Annotated in this window: 16 protein-coding genes; 9 read left to right on the forward strand and 7 right to left on the reverse strand. The window is 65.0% G+C overall.

Annotated elements, in window-relative coordinates:
• Positions 1 to 5: 5 nt before the first annotated feature.
• Positions 6 to 329: a KTSC domain-containing protein gene (locus ACVW1C_RS39355; protein WP_456762806.1), complete on the reverse strand. Its 324-nt coding sequence runs from the start codon at positions 327 to 329 to the stop codon at positions 6 to 8.
• 149 nt (positions 330 to 478) lie between these two features.
• Between ACVW1C_RS39355 and lpxA the strand changes: the two genes are divergently transcribed.
• The 5 genes from lpxA (at position 479) to ACVW1C_RS39380 (ending at position 4,440) form a co-directional block, all read left to right on the forward strand.
• Positions 479 to 1,273: an acyl-ACP--UDP-N-acetylglucosamine O-acyltransferase gene (gene lpxA, locus ACVW1C_RS39360; RefSeq protein ID WP_456762807.1), complete on the forward strand. Its 795-nt coding sequence runs from the start codon at positions 479 to 481 to the stop codon at positions 1,271 to 1,273.
• Positions 1,274 to 1,292: 19 nt separating this feature from the next.
• Positions 1,293 to 2,150: an LpxI family protein gene (locus tag ACVW1C_RS39365; protein ID WP_456762808.1), complete on the forward strand. Its 858-nt coding sequence runs from the start codon at positions 1,293 to 1,295 to the stop codon at positions 2,148 to 2,150.
• Positions 2,150 to 3,328, forward strand: coding sequence for a lipid-A-disaccharide synthase (lpxB, locus tag ACVW1C_RS39370; RefSeq protein ID WP_456762809.1), 1,179 nt, complete (start codon positions 2,150 to 2,152; stop codon positions 3,326 to 3,328). The genes ACVW1C_RS39365 and lpxB overlap by 1 nt, the downstream gene beginning before the upstream one ends.
• A 110-nt stretch (positions 3,329 to 3,438) precedes the next feature.
• A complete protein-coding gene (locus ACVW1C_RS39375) occupies positions 3,439 to 4,098 on the forward strand; it encodes an SRPBCC family protein (RefSeq protein ID WP_456762810.1) in 660 nt (219 codons plus the stop codon).
• A 6-nt stretch (positions 4,099 to 4,104) separates the two neighbouring features.
• Complete coding sequence (locus ACVW1C_RS39380) at positions 4,105 to 4,440, forward strand: ArsR/SmtB family transcription factor (protein ID WP_456762811.1); 336 nt, start codon at positions 4,105 to 4,107, stop codon at positions 4,438 to 4,440.
• Between the two features lie 32 nt (positions 4,441 to 4,472).
• Here ACVW1C_RS39380 and gltA read toward each other — a convergent pair whose 3' ends face one another.
• Both gltA and gltX read right to left on the reverse strand, forming a co-directional pair.
• On the reverse strand, positions 4,473 to 5,774 hold the full coding sequence (gene gltA, locus ACVW1C_RS39385) for a citrate synthase (RefSeq protein WP_173642822.1): 1,302 nt from the start codon (positions 5,772 to 5,774) through the stop codon (positions 4,473 to 4,475).
• 160 nt (positions 5,775 to 5,934) lie between these two features.
• A complete protein-coding gene (gene gltX / locus ACVW1C_RS39390; RefSeq protein ID WP_456762812.1) occupies positions 5,935 to 7,356 on the reverse strand; it encodes a glutamate--tRNA ligase in 1,422 nt (473 codons plus the stop codon).
• 177 nt (positions 7,357 to 7,533) lie between these two features.
• Between gltX and ACVW1C_RS39395 the strand changes: the two genes are divergently transcribed.
• The gene (locus ACVW1C_RS39395) at positions 7,534 to 9,213 is read left to right on the forward strand and encodes a glutamine--tRNA ligase/YqeY domain fusion protein (RefSeq protein WP_456762813.1); all 1,680 of its coding nucleotides are present in this window, start codon (positions 7,534 to 7,536) and stop codon (positions 9,211 to 9,213) included.
• Positions 9,214 to 9,248: 35 nt separating this feature from the next.
• Positions 9,249 to 9,635 carry a YybH family protein gene (locus ACVW1C_RS39400; protein WP_456762814.1) on the forward strand — a complete coding sequence of 129 codons (387 nt, stop codon included), beginning with the start codon at positions 9,249 to 9,251 and terminating at the stop codon, positions 9,633 to 9,635.
• A 315-nt stretch (positions 9,636 to 9,950) separates the two neighbouring features.
• Here the strand turns inward: ACVW1C_RS39400 and glnA are convergent, their stop codons facing one another.
• Both glnA and ACVW1C_RS39410 read right to left on the reverse strand, forming a co-directional pair.
• Positions 9,951 to 11,381 (reverse strand): type I glutamate--ammonia ligase, encoded by a 1,431-nt coding sequence (gene glnA / locus ACVW1C_RS39405; protein ID WP_456762815.1) that lies wholly within the window; start codon positions 11,379 to 11,381, stop codon positions 9,951 to 9,953.
• Between the two features lie 113 nt (positions 11,382 to 11,494).
• A complete protein-coding gene (locus ACVW1C_RS39410) occupies positions 11,495 to 11,677 on the reverse strand; it encodes a hypothetical protein (protein WP_166295895.1) in 183 nt (60 codons plus the stop codon).
• Between the two features lie 250 nt (positions 11,678 to 11,927).
• Between ACVW1C_RS39410 and ACVW1C_RS39415 the strand changes: the two genes are divergently transcribed.
• Positions 11,928 to 12,290, forward strand: coding sequence for an SPW repeat domain-containing protein (locus ACVW1C_RS39415; RefSeq protein WP_176531062.1), 363 nt, complete (start codon positions 11,928 to 11,930; stop codon positions 12,288 to 12,290).
• A 233-nt stretch (positions 12,291 to 12,523) separates the two neighbouring features.
• Here the strand turns inward: ACVW1C_RS39415 and ACVW1C_RS39420 are convergent, their stop codons facing one another.
• The gene (locus ACVW1C_RS39420) at positions 12,524 to 13,852 is read right to left on the reverse strand and encodes an MFS transporter (RefSeq protein ID WP_456762816.1); all 1,329 of its coding nucleotides are present in this window, start codon (positions 13,850 to 13,852) and stop codon (positions 12,524 to 12,526) included.
• Between the two features lie 430 nt (positions 13,853 to 14,282).
• Between ACVW1C_RS39420 and ACVW1C_RS39425 the strand changes: the two genes are divergently transcribed.
• Positions 14,283 to 16,568, forward strand: coding sequence for a ComEC/Rec2 family competence protein (locus ACVW1C_RS39425; RefSeq protein ID WP_456762817.1), 2,286 nt, complete (start codon positions 14,283 to 14,285; stop codon positions 16,566 to 16,568).
• Here the strand turns inward: ACVW1C_RS39425 and ACVW1C_RS39430 are convergent.
• Entirely contained in the window at positions 16,565 to 16,792 is a 228-nt protein-coding gene (locus tag ACVW1C_RS39430; RefSeq protein ID WP_456763287.1) for a hypothetical protein, read from the reverse strand. The genes ACVW1C_RS39425 and ACVW1C_RS39430 overlap by 4 nt on opposite strands.
• Positions 16,793 to 16,899: the final 107 nt, after the last annotated feature.

Genomic DNA, 16,899 nt, shown 5'->3' on the forward strand with positions numbered 1-16,899 from the left:
CGGGGTCACGACGTCCTGCACGCATATCGGCCGTCGGCACCCGCGATCCGCAGGACGCGATTGAGGAAGACGCCCATCGATGGTGCGATCATTAGCGCGTCGTAGGTTTCGGCAGGCACGCCGCAATAATGCTGGTAGCTGCCTCTGACCGCGACCAGCAGCGTGCGATCGCTTGCGCTGTAGCAGACGCGCTGGACGATCGTGCTGCGGTTGATGTCGCGGCAGGCGAAGGCCGAGAGATCGACGCTCGTGCTGTTGCCGAGATCGACGGTCTCCGGCCCGATCGGCGCGGAGAACAGGCTGATGATCAGCGCGGCGGCCCGGACCATGGATCGGTTGCGACCTTTTCGTTTGCAACAGGCCGTCATCATACGTCACTGGACAGGGCGGGCAAAGTCGCGCTAACGACCGCCCAAATCGACTGCATAACGCCTTGATAGCGCCTTGGCGCCACTAACGAATTCCGGACCGTAACGACATGAGCATGATCGACCCCACTGCGCGGATTGCGGATGGCGCTGTGATCGGGGCCGGCACCGAGATCGGTCCGTACTGCATCATCGGCCCCAACGTCGTGCTGGGCGAGAACTGCAAGCTGATCGCGCATGTCACGATCAGCGGGCACACGACGATCGGCGCCGGCTGCGTCATCTCGCCGTTTGCCGCGCTCGGCGGGCCGCCGCAGGATTTCAGCTATCGCGGCGAGCCGACCCGTCTCGAAGTCGGCGAAGCCTGCACGATCCGCGAAGGCGTGACGATGAATGTCGGAACGGTCAAGGGCGGCGGGCTCACCCGCGTTGGCGATCGCGGCTTCTTCATGAACAACAGCCATGTCGGCCATGACTGCATGGTCGGCAACGGCGTGATCTTCGCGACGTCGGCGACGCTCGGCGGCCACTGCGAGATCGGCGACTTCGTCTATATCGGCGGCCTGTCGGCGGTGCACCAGTTCACCCGCGTCGGCTCGCAGGTGATGATCGGCGGCGTCTGCGGCGTGCGCGGCGACATCATCCCGTTCGGGTTAGCCAACGGTCAATACGCGGTGCTCGAAGGGCTCAACATCATCGGCATGCGGCGGCGGCAGTTCACCAAGGCGCGGCTGGCTGTGGTGCGCGCGTTCTATCAAAAGCTGTTCCACGGTCCCGGCGTCTTCGCCGAGCGGCTGGCTGCGGTGCAGCCGCTGGCGGGTGAGGATCCTGCGATCGCGGAAATCCTCGCCTTCATCGAGGGCGGCAAGCTCCGGCCGCTCTGTCTTCCCGCCGACGTCAATTGAGCACGGGATGGCCGCCAGCATGACGTCAGCGGCTCCTTCGCTTTCTTCGCCGGTCGGCGTGATCGCCGGCGGCGGCGCCATGCCGTTCGCGGTCGCCGATCAGCTCACCGCGCGCGGCATCACGCCGGTGCTGTTCGCGCTGCGCGGCGCCTGCGATCCGGCGCGCGCGCAGCGGTTTCGCCACCGCTGGATCTCGGTCGGCCAACTCGGACGCGCGACCCGGCTGTTCCGCGACGAAGGCTGCCGCGACCTGATCTTCATCGGCACCCTGGTGCGTCCCGCGCTGTCGGAGATCCGGCTCGACTGGGGCACGCTGCGGCTGCTCGGCCATGTCGTGCGCGCGTTCCGCGGTGGCGACGATCATCTGCTGTCGAGCGTCGGCCGCATCCTCGAGCAGCAGGGATTTCGCATGGTCGGAATCAAGGATGTCGCGCCCGATCTGCTGATGCCCGAGGGCGTCGTGACGCGCACGACGCCGGACTCGAGCGCGCTCGCCGACATTGCGCGCGGACGCGGCGTGCTCGATGCGCTTGGACCGTTCGACATCGGTCAGGCCGCCGTGGTGATCGACGGTCACGTGGTTGCGGTCGAGGACATCGAAGGCACCGATGGGCTCCTGGCTCGGGTGGCGCGGCTGCGCGCCGACGGCCGCATCCGCGCCAAGGCCGGCCGCGGCGTGCTGGTGAAGGCGCCGAAGAGCAAGCAGGATCTCCGCTTCGATCTGCCGACCATCGGTCCACGCACGGTCGAGGGCGCGGCCGCGGCGGGCATCGCCGGGATTGCCGTGATCGCCGGCAACACGCTTGCCGCCGATCCGCAGGCGCTGATCGAGGCCGCCGACGCCAAGGGGCTGTTTGTCATCGGACTGGCAGGCTGATGCAGGCGCGCAGTCCCAGCAGCGGCCGCAAGATCTTCCTCATCGCGACCGAGGAGTCCGGCGACCGCCTTGGCGCGGCGCTGATGAAGGTGCTGCGTCAGCGCCTCGGCGATGTCGTGCAATTTTCCGGCGTCGGTGGCCGGCAGATGACGAGCGAGGGCCTCGATCCGCTGTTTCCGATCGAGGAGCTCTCGATCATCGGCCTTGCCGCCGTCGTGAAGCAATTGCCGAAGATCCTGCGATTGATCCGGCGTACGGCCGATGCCGTGCTCGCCGATGCCCCTGACATGCTCGTCATCATCGACAGCCCTGACTTCACCCACCGCGTCGCCCGCCGCGTCCGCGCGCGCAACCCGAATATTCCGATCGTCGATTACGTGTCGCCGTCGGTCTGGGCCTGGCGGCCGGGCCGGGCGCGCGCGATGCGACGCTATGTCGATCACGTGCTGGCGCTGCTGCCGTTCGAGCCGGAGGAATATCGCAAGCTGCAGGGACCGCCATGCAGTTATGTCGGGCATCCGCTGACCGAGCAGCTTTCCTCGCTCCGGCCGAACGAGGAGGAGCAGAAGCGGCGCGATGCGCAGCCGCCGGTCCTGCTGGTTTTGCCCGGAAGCCGGCGCAGCGAGATCAAGCATCATCTGGCGCTGTTCGGCGCGGCGCTCGGACAGCTCAACAAGCAGACCCCGTTCGAGCTCGTGCTTCCTACCATGCCGCATCTCGAGGCCATGGTGCGCGAAGGCGTCGCGTCGTGGCCCGTGGCGCCGCGGCTCGCTGTCGGCGAGATCGAGAAGCGCGCCGCATTCCGCGTCGCCCGCGCCGCGCTCGCAAAGTCGGGCACGGTGACGCTGGAGCTCGCGCTGTCGGGCATTCCGATGGTGACGGCGTATCGCGTCGGCGCCGCCGAGGCGTTCATCCTGCGCCGTGCGATCCGGGTGTCGTCGGTGATCCTCGCCAATCTCGTGATCGGCAGCGATATCATTCCCGAGTTCCTGCAGGAGGACTGCACGCCGGACAAGCTCGCGCGCGCGCTGGGTGATGTCCTCGCGGATTCGCCCGACCGTCTGCGGCAGCTCGTGGCGTTCGCGACGATGGACGGGAAGATGTCGACCGGCGACCAGCCGCCAAGCGTCCGCGCCGCCGATATTGTGCTCGCGGAAATGAGCCGGCGCTCGGCCTAGCTACCGCTCATCACACGGGTCGCGGGACATCCGGTCGCACAGGTTCCGCTTGCGCCAGATATTTAGATGACGCTAATATTAGCGACAGCTAATATAGTGCGGAGCTGCCTATGAGGATCGATCCTGTCGCCTATGTCGGAGCCGTTATTCGTGAAGTCGCCGTCAGGGAACGCGATGGCAAGCCGGCGCGGGCGGTGATTGCGACGCGCAGCTACGACACCGACATCGCCGACCTCTGGGACGCGCTGACCAATCCCGAGCGCATCCCGCGCTGGTTCCTGCCGATCTCCGGAGACCTAAAACTCGGCGGCCGCTACCAGTTCGAGGGGCAGGCCGGCGGTCAGATCACGGCCTGCGAGCCGCCGCGTCGGCTCGCTCTGACCTGGGAGTTTGCTGGCACTGTCAGCTGGGTGACGGTGACGCTGGCTGACGACGGTTCCAGCGGAACCCGTTTGCAGCTGGAGCACCTCTCGGTCATCGAAGATGACTTCTGGGATCGCTACGGGCCTGGCGCGGTCGGGGTCGGCTGGGACCTCGCCTTGATGGGGCTCGCTTTGTACTTCGCGACGCCGCCGGGACAGCCATTCGACCGCGCGGCCGCGGCGGCCTGGCCTGCGTCGGCCGACGGCAAGGATTTCATCCGCCGCAGCAGCGCCGACTGGTGCCGAGCCTCGATCAAGGCCGGCACGGATGAGCCGGCCGCGCGCAAGGCAGAAGCCAACACCACCGTGTTCTATTGCGGCGAGCCTGAGCCCGGCGGCGGAGGCTAGCGCGCCGTGCACGCCTTCGACATCCTCGGCGATCCCGTCCGCCGGCGTATCCTGGAGTTGCTGGCAACCGGCGAGCACAGTTCGGGCGACGTCGTCGCGGTCGTGCAGCGCGAGTTCGGCATCACCCAATCGGCGGTCTCGCAGCAGCTGCGGATCCTGCGCGACGCCGGTTTTGCGTCGGTGCGCGCCGACGGCACGCGCCGCATCTATGCCGTCGAGCCGGGGCGGCTGCGCGAGGTCGACGCCTGGCTCGACCGGTTCAGGGCGTTCTGGCTGCCGCGTCTCGATGCGCTCGCGACCGAAGTCGCCCGCGGCAATCGAAAACGGCGCCATCAGGAATGATGGCGCCGTCTCGAACTTGACAGAGATGAAGCTTACTTGCGCTTGTCGATTGTCACGTAGTCGCGGCGCGCGACGCCGGTGTAGAGCTGGCGCGGACGGCCGATCTTCTGCTGCGGATCCTCGATCATCTCGCTCCACTGGCTGATCCAGCCGACGGTGCGGGCGACCGCGAACAGCACGGTGAACATCGAGGTCGGGAAGCCCATCGCCTTCAGCGTGATGCCCGAATAGAAGTCGACGTTCGGGTAGAGCTTGCGGTCGATGAAGTAGGGATCGCTGAGCGCGATCTTCTCGAGCTCGAGCGCAACCTTCAGCATCGGGTCATCGCCGTGGCCGGTCTCGGCCAGCACCGCGTGACACATCTTCTGCATGATCTTGGCGCGCGGATCGTAGTTCTTGTAGACCCGGTGACCGAAGCCCATCAGGCGGACTTCGCTGTTCTTGTCCTTCACCCTGGCGATGAATTCGGGAATCTTGTCGACCGTTCCGATCGACGACAGCATGGCGAGCGCGGCTTCGTTGGCGCCGCCATGGGCCGGACCCCACAGGCAGGCGATGCCGGCCGCGATGCAGGCGAACGGGTTGGCGCCGGAGGAGCCGGCGATACGCACCGTCGAGGTCGACGCGTTCTGCTCGTGATCGGCATGCAGGATGAAGATCTTGTCGAGCGCGTCCGCGAGCACCGGGTTGATCTTGTATTCCTCGCAGGGCACGCTGAAGCACATCTGCAGGAAGTTCTCGGCGAAGGAGAGCGAGTTCTTCGGATACATGAAGGGCTGGCCGATGGTGTACTTGTAGGCCATCGCCGCCAGCGTCGGCACCTTCGCGATCATCCGCATCGAGGCGATCATGCGCTGCCGCGGATCGTTGATGTCGGTGGAGTCATGGTAGAACGCGGCGAGCGCGCCGACGGCAGCAACCATGATCGCCATCGGATGCGCGTCGCGGCGGAAGCCCTGGAAGAAGCGCGCCATCTGCTCGTGCACCATCGTGTGGTGGATCACGCGATAGTCGAAATCCTTCTTCTGCGCCGGGGTCGGAAGCTCCCCGTAGAGCAGCAGATAGCAAGTCTCGAGGAAGTCGCCGTGCTCGGCGAGCTGCTCGATCGGGTAGCCGCGGTATTCGAGGATACCGGCGTCGCCGTCGATATAGGTGATCTTCGACTGGCAGCTGCCGGTCGAGGTGAAGCCGGGATCGTAGGTGAACACCCCGGCCTGGCCGTAGAGCTTGCCGATGTCGATGACATCAGGCCCAACCGTGCCGCTCAGGATCGGGAAATCGTAGTTCTTGTTGCCAATGGTGAGTGTGGCTGTCTTGCTGGATTTTGCGTCCATCGTGAGATCCCCGATGAAATCGTTGCGAAAACCGACCTTGCCCAGTCGCTAATTTGCGGCCCATGGCGGGGCGGAACGGCTTGTGGAGAAAGCGTCCGGCGATGGGTAGCTCATTGCAATGTGCGCTGCAAGATGGACCCTGGAGGGGGTCCATGCAGGATCACGCCGCCTGATCGGCGAGGCGGGCAAGACACTCCTGGCGTCCCAGGACGGCCAGCACGTCGAATATACCGGGCGACGTTGTGCGTCCCGTCAGCGCCACCCGCAGCGGCTGGGCGACGGCGCCGAGCTTCAGATTGTTCTGCTCGGCGAAATTCCGCATGGCGGTCTCGGTGGTTTCAGCGGTCCAGTCGTTGACGGCTTCCAGCGCGGTGCGCAGCCTGCCGATCAATGCGCGCGTTTCCGGCGTGAGCAGCGCGGCCGCTTTCGGATCGAGCTCAAGCGGGCGATCGGCGAAAATGAAGTAGGCGCCCGCGATCAGCTCGATCAGCGTCTTGGCACGCTCCTTCAGGCTCGGCATCGCCCGCAGCAATTGCGCGCGGGTGGTGTCATTGAGCTTGGCCTTCAGCGCGGCGCCCTCAGGAACATAATCCAGTACGCTCTCGAACTGGGTCACGAGGGATTGATCGTCGCTCTGCCGGATATAATGACCGTTGAGGTTCTCCAGCTTGGCGAAATCGAACCGCGCCGCCGAGCGGCCGACGCCCGAGAGATCGAACGCGTCGATCATCTCCTGAGTCGAGAAGATCTCCTGGTCGCCATGGCTCCAGCCGAGCCGGACGAGATAGTTGCGCAAGGCGGCCGGCAGATAGCCCAGCGCGCGGTAGGCATCGACGCCCAGCGCGCCATGGCGCTTCGACAGTTTCGAGCCGTCGGGTCCGTGGATCAGCGGAATGTGGGACATGCTCGGCAACTCCCACTCCAGCGCGTCGTAGATCTGCTTCTGGCGCGCGGCGTTGATCAGGTGGTCGTCGCCGCGGATGATGTGGGTGACGCCCATATCGTGGTCGTCGACCACGACCGCGAGCATGTAGGTCGGGGTGCCGTCGCCGCGGAGCAGGACGAGGTCGTCGAGGTTCTCGTTCTGCCAGACCACGCGGCCCTGGACCTGATCCTCGATCACGGTCTCGCCGGTCTGCGGCGCCTTGAGGCGGATGGTCGGCTTGACGTCGGAAGGCGCGGTCGCCGGATCGCGGTCGCGCCACATGCCGTCATACAGGCGGGTGCGGCCCTCGGCGCGCGCCTTCTCGCGCATCGCAGTGAGCTCCTCCGGGGTGGCGTAGCAGTAATAGGCCCGCCCGGCGGCGAGCAGGCCCTCGGCGACCTCGCGATGGCGGGCGGCGCGGCTGAACTGGTAGATGACATCGCCGTCCCAATCGAGCTCGAGCCATTTCAGGCCGTCCAGAATGGCGTCGATCGCCTCCTTGGTCGAGCGTTCGCGGTCGGTGTCCTCGATCCGGAGCAGCATCTTGCCGCCGAGCTTCCTGGCATAGAGCCAGTTGAACAGCGCGGTGCGGGCGCCCCCGATGTGGAGGAAGCCGGTCGGCGAGGGGGCGAAGCGGGTAACGACGGAATTGGTCATGATCGCGTGCGACGTATGCTGGAATGGGCGGTGGTGTATATCAGGTACCGAACATAACTAAAGCCCCGGCTGACCTTTTGCCGGCCGAACCAGGCTTGACCAAGCCTTGAGACCAGGCTTGGCCGGACCGCGCGAATTTGGCAGAAGGTTGAGCTGAATCCTCCAGGGAACCCTTTGATGACGATTGACACGACGGCAGAGGCAGGGCGCGACTTCATCCGCGACATCGTCCAGGCCGATCTCTCCTCCCACAAGCACAACCGGATCGTGACCCGCTTCCCGCCGGAGCCGAACGGCTACCTGCATATCGGCCACGCCAAGTCGATCGCCCTGAATTTCGGCATCGCGCAGGAGTTCGGCGGCCAGTGCAATTTGCGCTTCGACGACACCAATCCGACCAAGGAGGAGCAGGAGTACATCGACTCGATCCAGGCCGACGTGCACTGGCTCGGCTACGATTGGGGCAAAAACCTCTTCTTTGCCTCGGACTATTTCGAGCGCCTGTACGATTGGGCCGAGGGCCTGATCAAGGCTGGCCATGCCTATGTCGACGATCAGTCGCAGGAGGAGATCCGGCTGTCCCGCGGTACGCTGACCGAGCCCGGCAAGAACTCGCCGTTCCGCGACCGGTCGGTCGAGGAGAACCTCGACCTGTTCCGCCGCATGAAGGCCGGCGAGTTCTCGAACGGCGCCCGCGTGCTGCGCGCCAAGATCGACATGGCCGCCGGCAACATCAATCTGCGCGATCCCGTGCTGTACCGCATCCTGCACGCCCACCATCCGCGCACCGGCGACAAATGGTCGATCTATCCGAGCTACGACTACGCGCACGGCCAGTCCGACGCCATCGAGGGCATCACCCATTCGATCTGCACGCTGGAGTTCGAGGATCACCGGCCGCTCTATGAGTGGCTGCTCGACAAGCTGCCGGTGCCGTCGAAGCCGCGGCAGTATGAAATGGCGCGGCTCAATCTGACGTACACGCTGCTGTCCAAGCGCGTGCTGACCCAGCTCGTCCGTGACGGCCACGTCTCGGGCTGGGACGATCCGCGGATGCCGACGATTGCCGGCCTGAAGCGGCGCGGCGTGCCGCCGGCGGCGGTGCGCGAGTTCATCAAGCGCATCGGCGTTGCCAAGGCCAACAGCGTGGTCGATGTCGGCATGCTCGAATTCTGCATCCGCGAGGAGCTCAACCGCACGTCGCTGCGCCGCATGGCGGTGCTGCGGCCGCTCAAGGTGGTGATCGAGAACTATCCGGAAGGGCAGGTCGAGGAGATCGAGGCGATCAACCATCCCGACAATCCGGACGCCGGCACCCGCAAGATCGCATTCGGCCGCGAGCTCTATATCGAGCGCGACGACTTCATGGAGAACCCGCCGAAGAAGTTCTTCCGCCTCTCGCCCGGCAATGAGGTGCGGCTACGCTATGCCTACTTCATCAAGTGCACCGGCGTCGTGAAGAACGACGCCGGCGAGATCGTCGAGCTTCGCGCCACGTACGATCCTGCGACCAAGGGCGGCAACGCGCCCGATGGCCGCAAGGTGAAGGCGACGATGCACTGGTTGCCAGCGGCGCAGTCGAAGCCGGCCGAGATCCGCATCTACAATCAGCTGTTCGCCAACCCGAGCCCGAACGCCGCGAATTTCGCCGCCGACCTCAACCCGCAGTCGCTGGAAGTGTTGGCGGATGCACGGGTCGAGCCTGCGATCGCCGAGGGCAATTCGTACGACGCGATGCAGTTCGAGCGGCAGGGCTATTTCGTGCGCGATGCAGATTCGACGCCGGACAGGCTGGTGTTTAACCGCACCATCGGCCTGCGCGACACCTTCGCCAAGGAAGTCGGCGGCAAGGGTTAGCGTCGTTCGGCACAGACGACAGAGGGAGGCGATCGATGCTTGACGAAGCCGACGATATCGCCTCCGCCATCATCGGGCGATGGTCCGCGGGTTTCGGCAAGCTCGATGCGGATACGCTTGCTGCGCTCTACTCGCAGCACGCGTTCTTCTTCGGCTCGAACCCGACGCTCTATCGCGGCCGTAACGGCGTCAAAGCCTATTTCGCCGGCTTGCCGCGCTGGCATACGCCGCGCGTCCGGTTCAGCGAGGTCAGGACCGAACGGGTGAACGACGGTCTCGTCAACATGGCTGCTATCGCGTCCTTCTTCCTCGACGGCGATGTGCCCTCGCTCGCCGTCAAGATCACCTGGGTGATCGCACGCGAGGACGGCGACTGGAAGATCGCCTGCCATCACGTCTCGTCGCAGACGCCGCTGATCTAGGCTTCGCGCTGGATCGTGACACAAAAGTCGAGGGCCGGCGGGCCCTCGTAGTCAGGGAGAGTGCATAGGCGGTGCGTGGGGCCGAGCGTCGTGCGCCTCGCGGCTGCCGCTCGTCCAAGCGATCTTGCACCCAAGTTGCAGGCTATCCGGATCTCGCTGCATGGCGAGGAGGGACCAAGGTCGTGGGGAGCGATTTCCGGATGTTGGACCGCCCCCCCGACTGGACGGGCGACTCCGGTATCCGACGCCGTTGTGGCGGGAGGCGAGCCCCTTGATTGAGCACTCGGTTGGTCCGCACAGAGCGTGTGGTCGCCACTAGATGTCGTAGTACAAATGGAACTCGTAGGGATGAGGTCGCAATCTGATGGGATCGACCTCCTTCTTCCGTTTGTAGTCGAGCCAGGTTTCGATCACGTCCGCGGTGAAGACATCGCTGCGCAGCAGGAACGCGTGATCGCGTTCGAGCGCATCCAGCGCCTGTTCCAGTGACCCGGGCGTTGACTTCACCTCCTTGGCCTCGGCGGGCGGCAGGTCGTAGAGGTTCTTGTCGATCGGGCTGCCCGGGTCGATCTTGTTGTGGATGCCGTCGAGACCTGCCATCAGCATCGCGGCAAACGCCAGATAGGGATTGCAGGAGGGATCCGGCGAGCGAAATTCGACGCGCTTGGCCTTCGGGTTCGGCGAATACATCGGAATGCGGCAGCAGGCCGATCGGTTGCGTTGGGAATAGACCAGATTGATCGGAGCCTCATAGCCCGGCACCAGACGTCGATAGGAGTTGGTGGTCGGGGCGCAAAGCCCGCACAATGCCCAAGCATGGGTCAACAGGCCGCCGATATAGTGGCGGGCGAGCTGGCTCAGTTCGGCATAGTCGCCCCTGTCGTAGAACAGGTTGGTCTCGCCCTTCCACAGCGACTGATGAACATGCATTCCAGACGCGTTGTCCTCGAACAACGGTTTTGGCATGAACGTTGCGGTCATGCCGTTCTGGCGGGCGGTGTTCTTCACCACGTATTTGTAGATCATCAGATTGTCCGCCATGCGCGTGAGCGTGGCGAAGCGCATGTCGATTTCGTTCTGCCCACCGGTCGCGACTTCATGGTGATGGGCTTCGATCTGGATGCCAAGCTGCTCCATGGTCAACACCATTTCGGTGCGGAGCGCCTGCATGCTGTCCGTCGGGGGCACCGGAAAGTATCCCTCTTTCGGGCGCGGCTTGTGTCCCAGATTGGGCGCTTCGTCCGAGCCGGTGTTCCAGCTGCCCTCATCGGAATCTATTTCGTGGAAAGCGTAATTGATGCCCTGTCCGTAGCGCACGCTGTCGAACACGAAGAATTCCGCCTCCGGACCGAAGTAGCTGATATCGGCGTGGCCCGTGGCCTTCAGGTGGGTTTCGGCTTTCTGGGCGATGTAGCGGGCATCACGGCTATAGGATTGACCGGTCACGGGGTCGCGGATGTTGCAGATCAACACCAGGGTAGATGCAGGGGAATACGGGTCGAGGAAAGCCGTGGTCGGGTCCGGGACGACCAGCATGTCGCTTTCCTGGATTTCCTGAAAACCGCGGATCGATGAACCATCGAATCCAATCCCTTCGCTGAGGGCCTCGATGCTCGCCGCGCTCGGCGGGACAGAAAAATGTTGCCATAGCCCCGGCAAATCGGTGAAGCGCAGATCGATCATCTGCACTTTCTCGTCGGTGATCGCCTTCACGAGATCTTCGGCTGTTGCGCACGTCGGAAACATGGCTTCACTCCTGCTATGGAGAGCCGCGTCGTTGAAATTGTGCTGCCGTTCAGCCGCCACAAGGCGGCTTGAGACGGTTCCCGCTCCACGTTCTGCGCTGAGCGCTGGCGGCCTCAGCTTTGGTGTGGCCCGCGCATCAGCTTCATGGCGTCTTCGATATGCCGCCAGGTTCTGGCCAGCTCGGCCTCGCCTTTTGCTTCGAGCTCGATGGCGTTTTGGGCAGCTTCCGCAATGGCCCTGACGCCATGTGCCTCAAGCAATTGCCGCGCATAGTCGTGGATTTCGGTTTCTCGCATGGCGTCATACTCCTCTCGTCCTGGGCGCAACCGTGTGACACCGGTCGGGCCGCGAACCGCAGACGTTGACACCTAGTCAAGCGCGCACAGTGTGCATCCTGATGCCGCGCGATTGCAAGAGCGCTTTCCGGGCGGCGGCACGCCCGGAGGGACGTGGCTTTGCGGATCAACAGCGGCAACACATCGCAGGTCGGACCGATGCCTTTTTGTCCCGGCCGCACCATATGCTCGGAAGAGGGAGGTGAGGATTATGCGCATTCAACACTGGCAGGATGCTGTCAGCCTGTTGGTTGGCGTCTGGCTGGTCGCGTCGCCGTTTGCCCTGGGCTTCTCCGGGGCAGCTCTTTGGATCTCCATCGCACTTGGATTGGGCGTCGTGCTGTTTGCCATCGAGGCATTCATCATTCCGTCCTATCTGGAGGAATGGGGCGAGATGCTGATGGGGCTGGCCCTGGTGTTGGCACCCTGGACGTTCAGCTACGAACATGGATCGGCCACGACGAGCAGCGTGCTCGCCGGCATCGCGGTGATCGTGCTCGCTTGCTGGGAGCTGACGATGGATCGTGATTTTGCCATTTGGTGGCACGATCGCTGGCATCACCGGGCTGGCTGAGAGGGAGCCGACTGAAACGTTGGCCTGACCGCCAGTCACGGGTGGCCGGAGAGATAGGGATTGCGCAAAAACCGGATCCCCCGAGGCGCGTTGACCTCATGCCGATGCAAACTCCGCAGCGGAATCACGCGCGTACAGGACGAAGCGTCGTCCCGTACGCGCTGCAGGGCGGCCATGACCAGGTCCTGACTCTTGCTGCAAGGGTTAGTCGCTCCCTCAGCAAGGTCACTCGGTCACGATGCGGCTCTCGCCTCGATCTGCTCCCAAATTCTGGTCTTGCGTGTCTCCGGCATGATGACGAGGGCAATCACGAAGCACACCGCGGGAACGACAATCGGGTAGATCAGCGCGTAGCCGATGCTGCCGGTCGCTGCGAAGGCGGCCGATGTGATGAACGGCACCAATCCGCCGCCCCAACCGTTGCCGATATGATACGGCACCGAGACCGAGGTGTACCTGATCCTGGCCGGGAAGAACTCCGCCAGGAACGCGCCGACCGGCCCGTACACCATCCCGACGTAGCAGACGAGGATGAAGATGATGAAGACGGCGACCGGATAGTTGATGTGTCCCGGCTGCGTGACCATGCCGAGCCACAGATACAGCGGATAGTAGGTGAGCGCGGCAAGCAGCATTCCTCCGAGAATCACGGATTTGCGGCCGATCTGGTCCGACAGCCAGCCAAAGAAGATCAGGCTCGGCGTTGCGATCAGCAGTGCGGTTCCGACGATATAGGCCGAGGTAACCGGATCGACCTTGGAGACCTGCTGCAGGAAGTACAGTGCCCAGAATTGACCGCTGTACCAGACCACGCCCTGTCCGATCAGGACGACTATGGCGATCAAGATGTACTTGATGTTGGTGCTGAGGAAAGCTTCCCGCCAGGGATTCCTGGTCATCTGTCCGCGTGCCTTGATCTCCTGGAAAATCGGCGTCTCCTGGAGCTGGAGGCGGATGTAGATGGCGATCGCGACCAGCACGAACGAGACCAGGAACGGAACGCGCCACGCCCATTCGTCGAAGGCCTGATTGCCGGCCCAGGTCCGGGTCAGGACGATCACGGCCAGCGACACCACGATCCCAAGCGTCGGCGAGGTTTGCAGCCAGCCTGTGTAGTAGCCGCGGCGGTCGTCCGGAACATGCTCGGCGACATAGGTGATGGCGCCGCCATATTCGCCGCCCAGGCAGAGACCCTGGATCATCCGCAAGCCGAACAGAACGAATGCGGCCGTCAGGCCGATCGACTGATAGGTTGGGATCAGTCCGATCGCGCCCGTCCCCAGTCCCATTCCGCTCAGCGTAATGAGAAATGTATATTTGCGGCCGACCCGATCGCCCATCCATCCGAACAGGAAAGCCCCCAGCGGACGGATCAGGAATCCCGCGGTGAACAGCGCGATCGTGCTCAGCAGGGCTGCGACGGGGTGGGATTGCTCAAAGAATTTGACCGACAGAACTGCGGCCAGGCTGCCAAAAATGTAGAAGTCGTACCATTCAATGATGTTTCCCACTGACGCAGCGACAATCACGCGACGAAAATCGCTCGGTACTTGAATTGCCATGTGCTGCTCCTATCAATTGCAAACGCTACTCTTCGCGTTTTTCAGCGCTCGATCCGCTCGCGGCGTGCGCGTGGTGCGCGGCGTTGCAGGCGAGATTTGCGAGTTTGTCCGCAACGCCCGATCTCAGGGGAGTTTTGGGCCACCTGAGAAGAGCTCCAGCGGCCTTCAGTGCCGCGAGCCGTTGCCACCTCATCCCCGTCTGTCCGGGAGTGGAGGCATCAGCACAGTCTAGTCCCGATGGGATCGGCACCTAATGAGACTTTCGGCTCGATCGGTTTGACGCAGGCACCGGCGGCGGCCTGCCGCCGGGAGCCGTGACGCAGGTCGGTCCTGGTATCCCGGCTGGCCGGTCCCGTATTCTCGATCCGTTCCGCTAGCGATCAGGCCGCAGCTTCCGCTAGCCTTGCCCCCGGCAGGGATCGCAAGCGGAATGGCGGAGCAGGGCACGACGCCGGGCGGCAGACGCGGCTACGCGGGGACGTGGCCGCCACGCGCGGCTGCGCCGGTCGGTGGCTATATTCCGGTGCGCGCCAGCATCTGGCGGCCTCTCGTCGAGACATTGCGGCAATGGGCACATGCGGAGACGGGGGCTGGGCGGCTGTTGCCGTGGGTACCGGTGGCGTTCGGCACCGGCATTGCGTTCTATTTCGCGGCCGAGCATGAGCCGGTGCTGTCGGTCGCGTCCGTCGTCGCAATCGCGCTCTGCCTGGTGGCGCTCCTGCTGCGGCGGCGCAGCGTGTTTCCCGCCGTCGTGATGCTGGCGGCGGTCGCCGCGGGCTTTGCGATGGCGACGTGGAAGACCGCGCGGATCGCCCATGGCGTGCTGGCGCGGCCGATATTTTCCGTGGCACTGACCGGCTTCGTCGAGACACGCGACATCAGGGAGAAATCCGACCGCTTCGTGCTGCGCGTCGTGTCGATGGAAAGCCAGCGCGAGGTGCCAACACTCGAGCGCGTCAGGCTCTCGGTGAAGAAGGGCACCGCGCCCGAGGTCGGCAGCTTCGTCGAATTGAAGGCGCGGCTGATGCCGCGGCTCGGGCCGCAGCGGCCGGGCTCCTATGATTTTGGCCGCGATCTCTATTTCCAGGGTATCGGCGCATCCGGCTTCGTGATGGGCGCGGTGAAGGCCAGGGAGCCGCCGGCGACCGGCGGTCTTGCGCTGCGTTATGCCGCCTTCATGCAGTGGCTGCGCGATGCCATCGACGCGCGCATCCGCACCACGCTCGATGGGGATCAGCGCGCGATCGCAACCGCGCTGCTCACCGGCCGGCGCGATGCGATCACGACGCCGGTCAACGACGCGATGTTCATCTCGGGCCTCGGCCACGTGCTGTCGATCTCCGGCTACCACATGGCCGTGGTCGCCGGCGTCGTGTTCTTCACGATCCGAGCGCTGCTTGCGCTGTTTCCCGCGCTGACGGCCGGACACCCGATCAAGAAATGGGCGGCGGCGGCCGCGCTCCTGGCGGCGGCGTTCTACCTGCTGCTGTCGGGGGCGGAGGTCGCGACCCAGCGGTCGTTCTTCATGACGGCGGTGGTGCTGATCGCGGTGATCGTCGACCGCCGCGCGATCACCTTCCGCACGCTGGCGGTGGCGGCGCTGATCGTGCTCGCGATCGCGCCGGAAGCGCTGGTGCATCCGAGCTTTCAGATGTCGTTTGCGGCAACGCTCGGGCTGGTGGCGCTGGTGCAGATCGGGCTGCCGAACCTGCTGGCATCGCCCGATCATTCGGCGACCGCGCGCCTTGCGCTGTGGGGCGGGCGCGAGCTCACGATGCTGATGCTGGCCTCGCTGGTGGCGGGGCTCGCGACGACGCCCTACGCCGCGTTCCATTTCCACCGCGTGACGCCCTACGGGCTGCTCGCGAACCTTGCGGCGATGCCGGTGGTGTCGGCGGTCGTGATGCCGGCCGGCCTGCTCGGGCTGCTCGCAATGCCGTTCGGCTTCGACGGCGTGTTCTGGGCGATCATGGGGTTCGGCATCGACTGGATGATCCTGGTGACGCAATGGGTCGCAGCGCTGCCGGGCGCGGTCGGCCGGATGGCGGCGTTCGGGATCGGGCCGCTGATCGTCGCAAGCGCGGGCCTCGTCCTGCTCGGACTGTTGCGGACGCCGCTGCGCTGGTCGGGTGCGGTGCTGCTGGTGGCGGCATCGGTCTGGGCGTTGCGGGTGCCGCAGCCGGACGTGCTGGTCTCCGCCGACGGCCGCAATGTCGCGGTGCGGGGCGGCGACGGCCGGTTGCATCTGATGCACAGCGCGAAGGACGCCTTCCTCGTCAAGGAGTGGCTGGCGGCGGATGCTGACGCGCGGACTGCCACGGATTCCTCGCTCGGCGAGGGCGTCTCGTGCGATCCGAGCGGCTGCGTGACCCAAGGGCCGGGCGGCGCCTTCGTCGCGCTGGCGAGCCGGCCGGAGGCGTTGGCCGACGACTGCGACCGTGCGGCACTGATCGTGACCGCGCGGCCGGCACCGCGGGACTGCGCGGCCTCGGTGATCGAAGCCGAGCGGCTGCGGCGCCACGGCGCGCTGGTGCTGCGGCGCATCAGGGACGGCTACGCCATCGATGCGGTCAAGCCCGGAGGGATCGACCGGCCGTGGTCGCCAGCGGTTCCCGGCGATGGCGAGAGCGAGACGACGCTGCGCGCGCCCGCCAGCGCTCCGCGGCCCGCCGTCGATGCGACGCCGGCCGAGACCGATTTGCAGGGCGAGGATTAGCCGTTGTCGGGTGAGGGGCCGGTCGGCAGCTCGAACAGGCCGAGATGGTATTCGTCGGAGTCGGGGCCGGCGTCAGGCTTCTTGACGAGGGTGAAGGAAGCCTCGGGGAAATGCTCCCAGACCTTCAGGTCGTCAGCCGTCACCGTCAGCCAGCCGAACCGGAACATGTAGCGGCCCGGCTCCGTGACGCGTCCAGCCTTTTGCCATGTGACCTTGTCGACCACCACGCACGTCCTCCGTGCCCGATGATGCGCCAAGGCGCGCGCCGACGCAATTCTCCAACCGCGCCCCGGAACCCGACGTCCGGGGTCGCTCGAAATCGCTTAGGTCA

The sequence above is a fragment of the Bradyrhizobium sp. USDA 4011 genome, assembly GCF_054063415.1.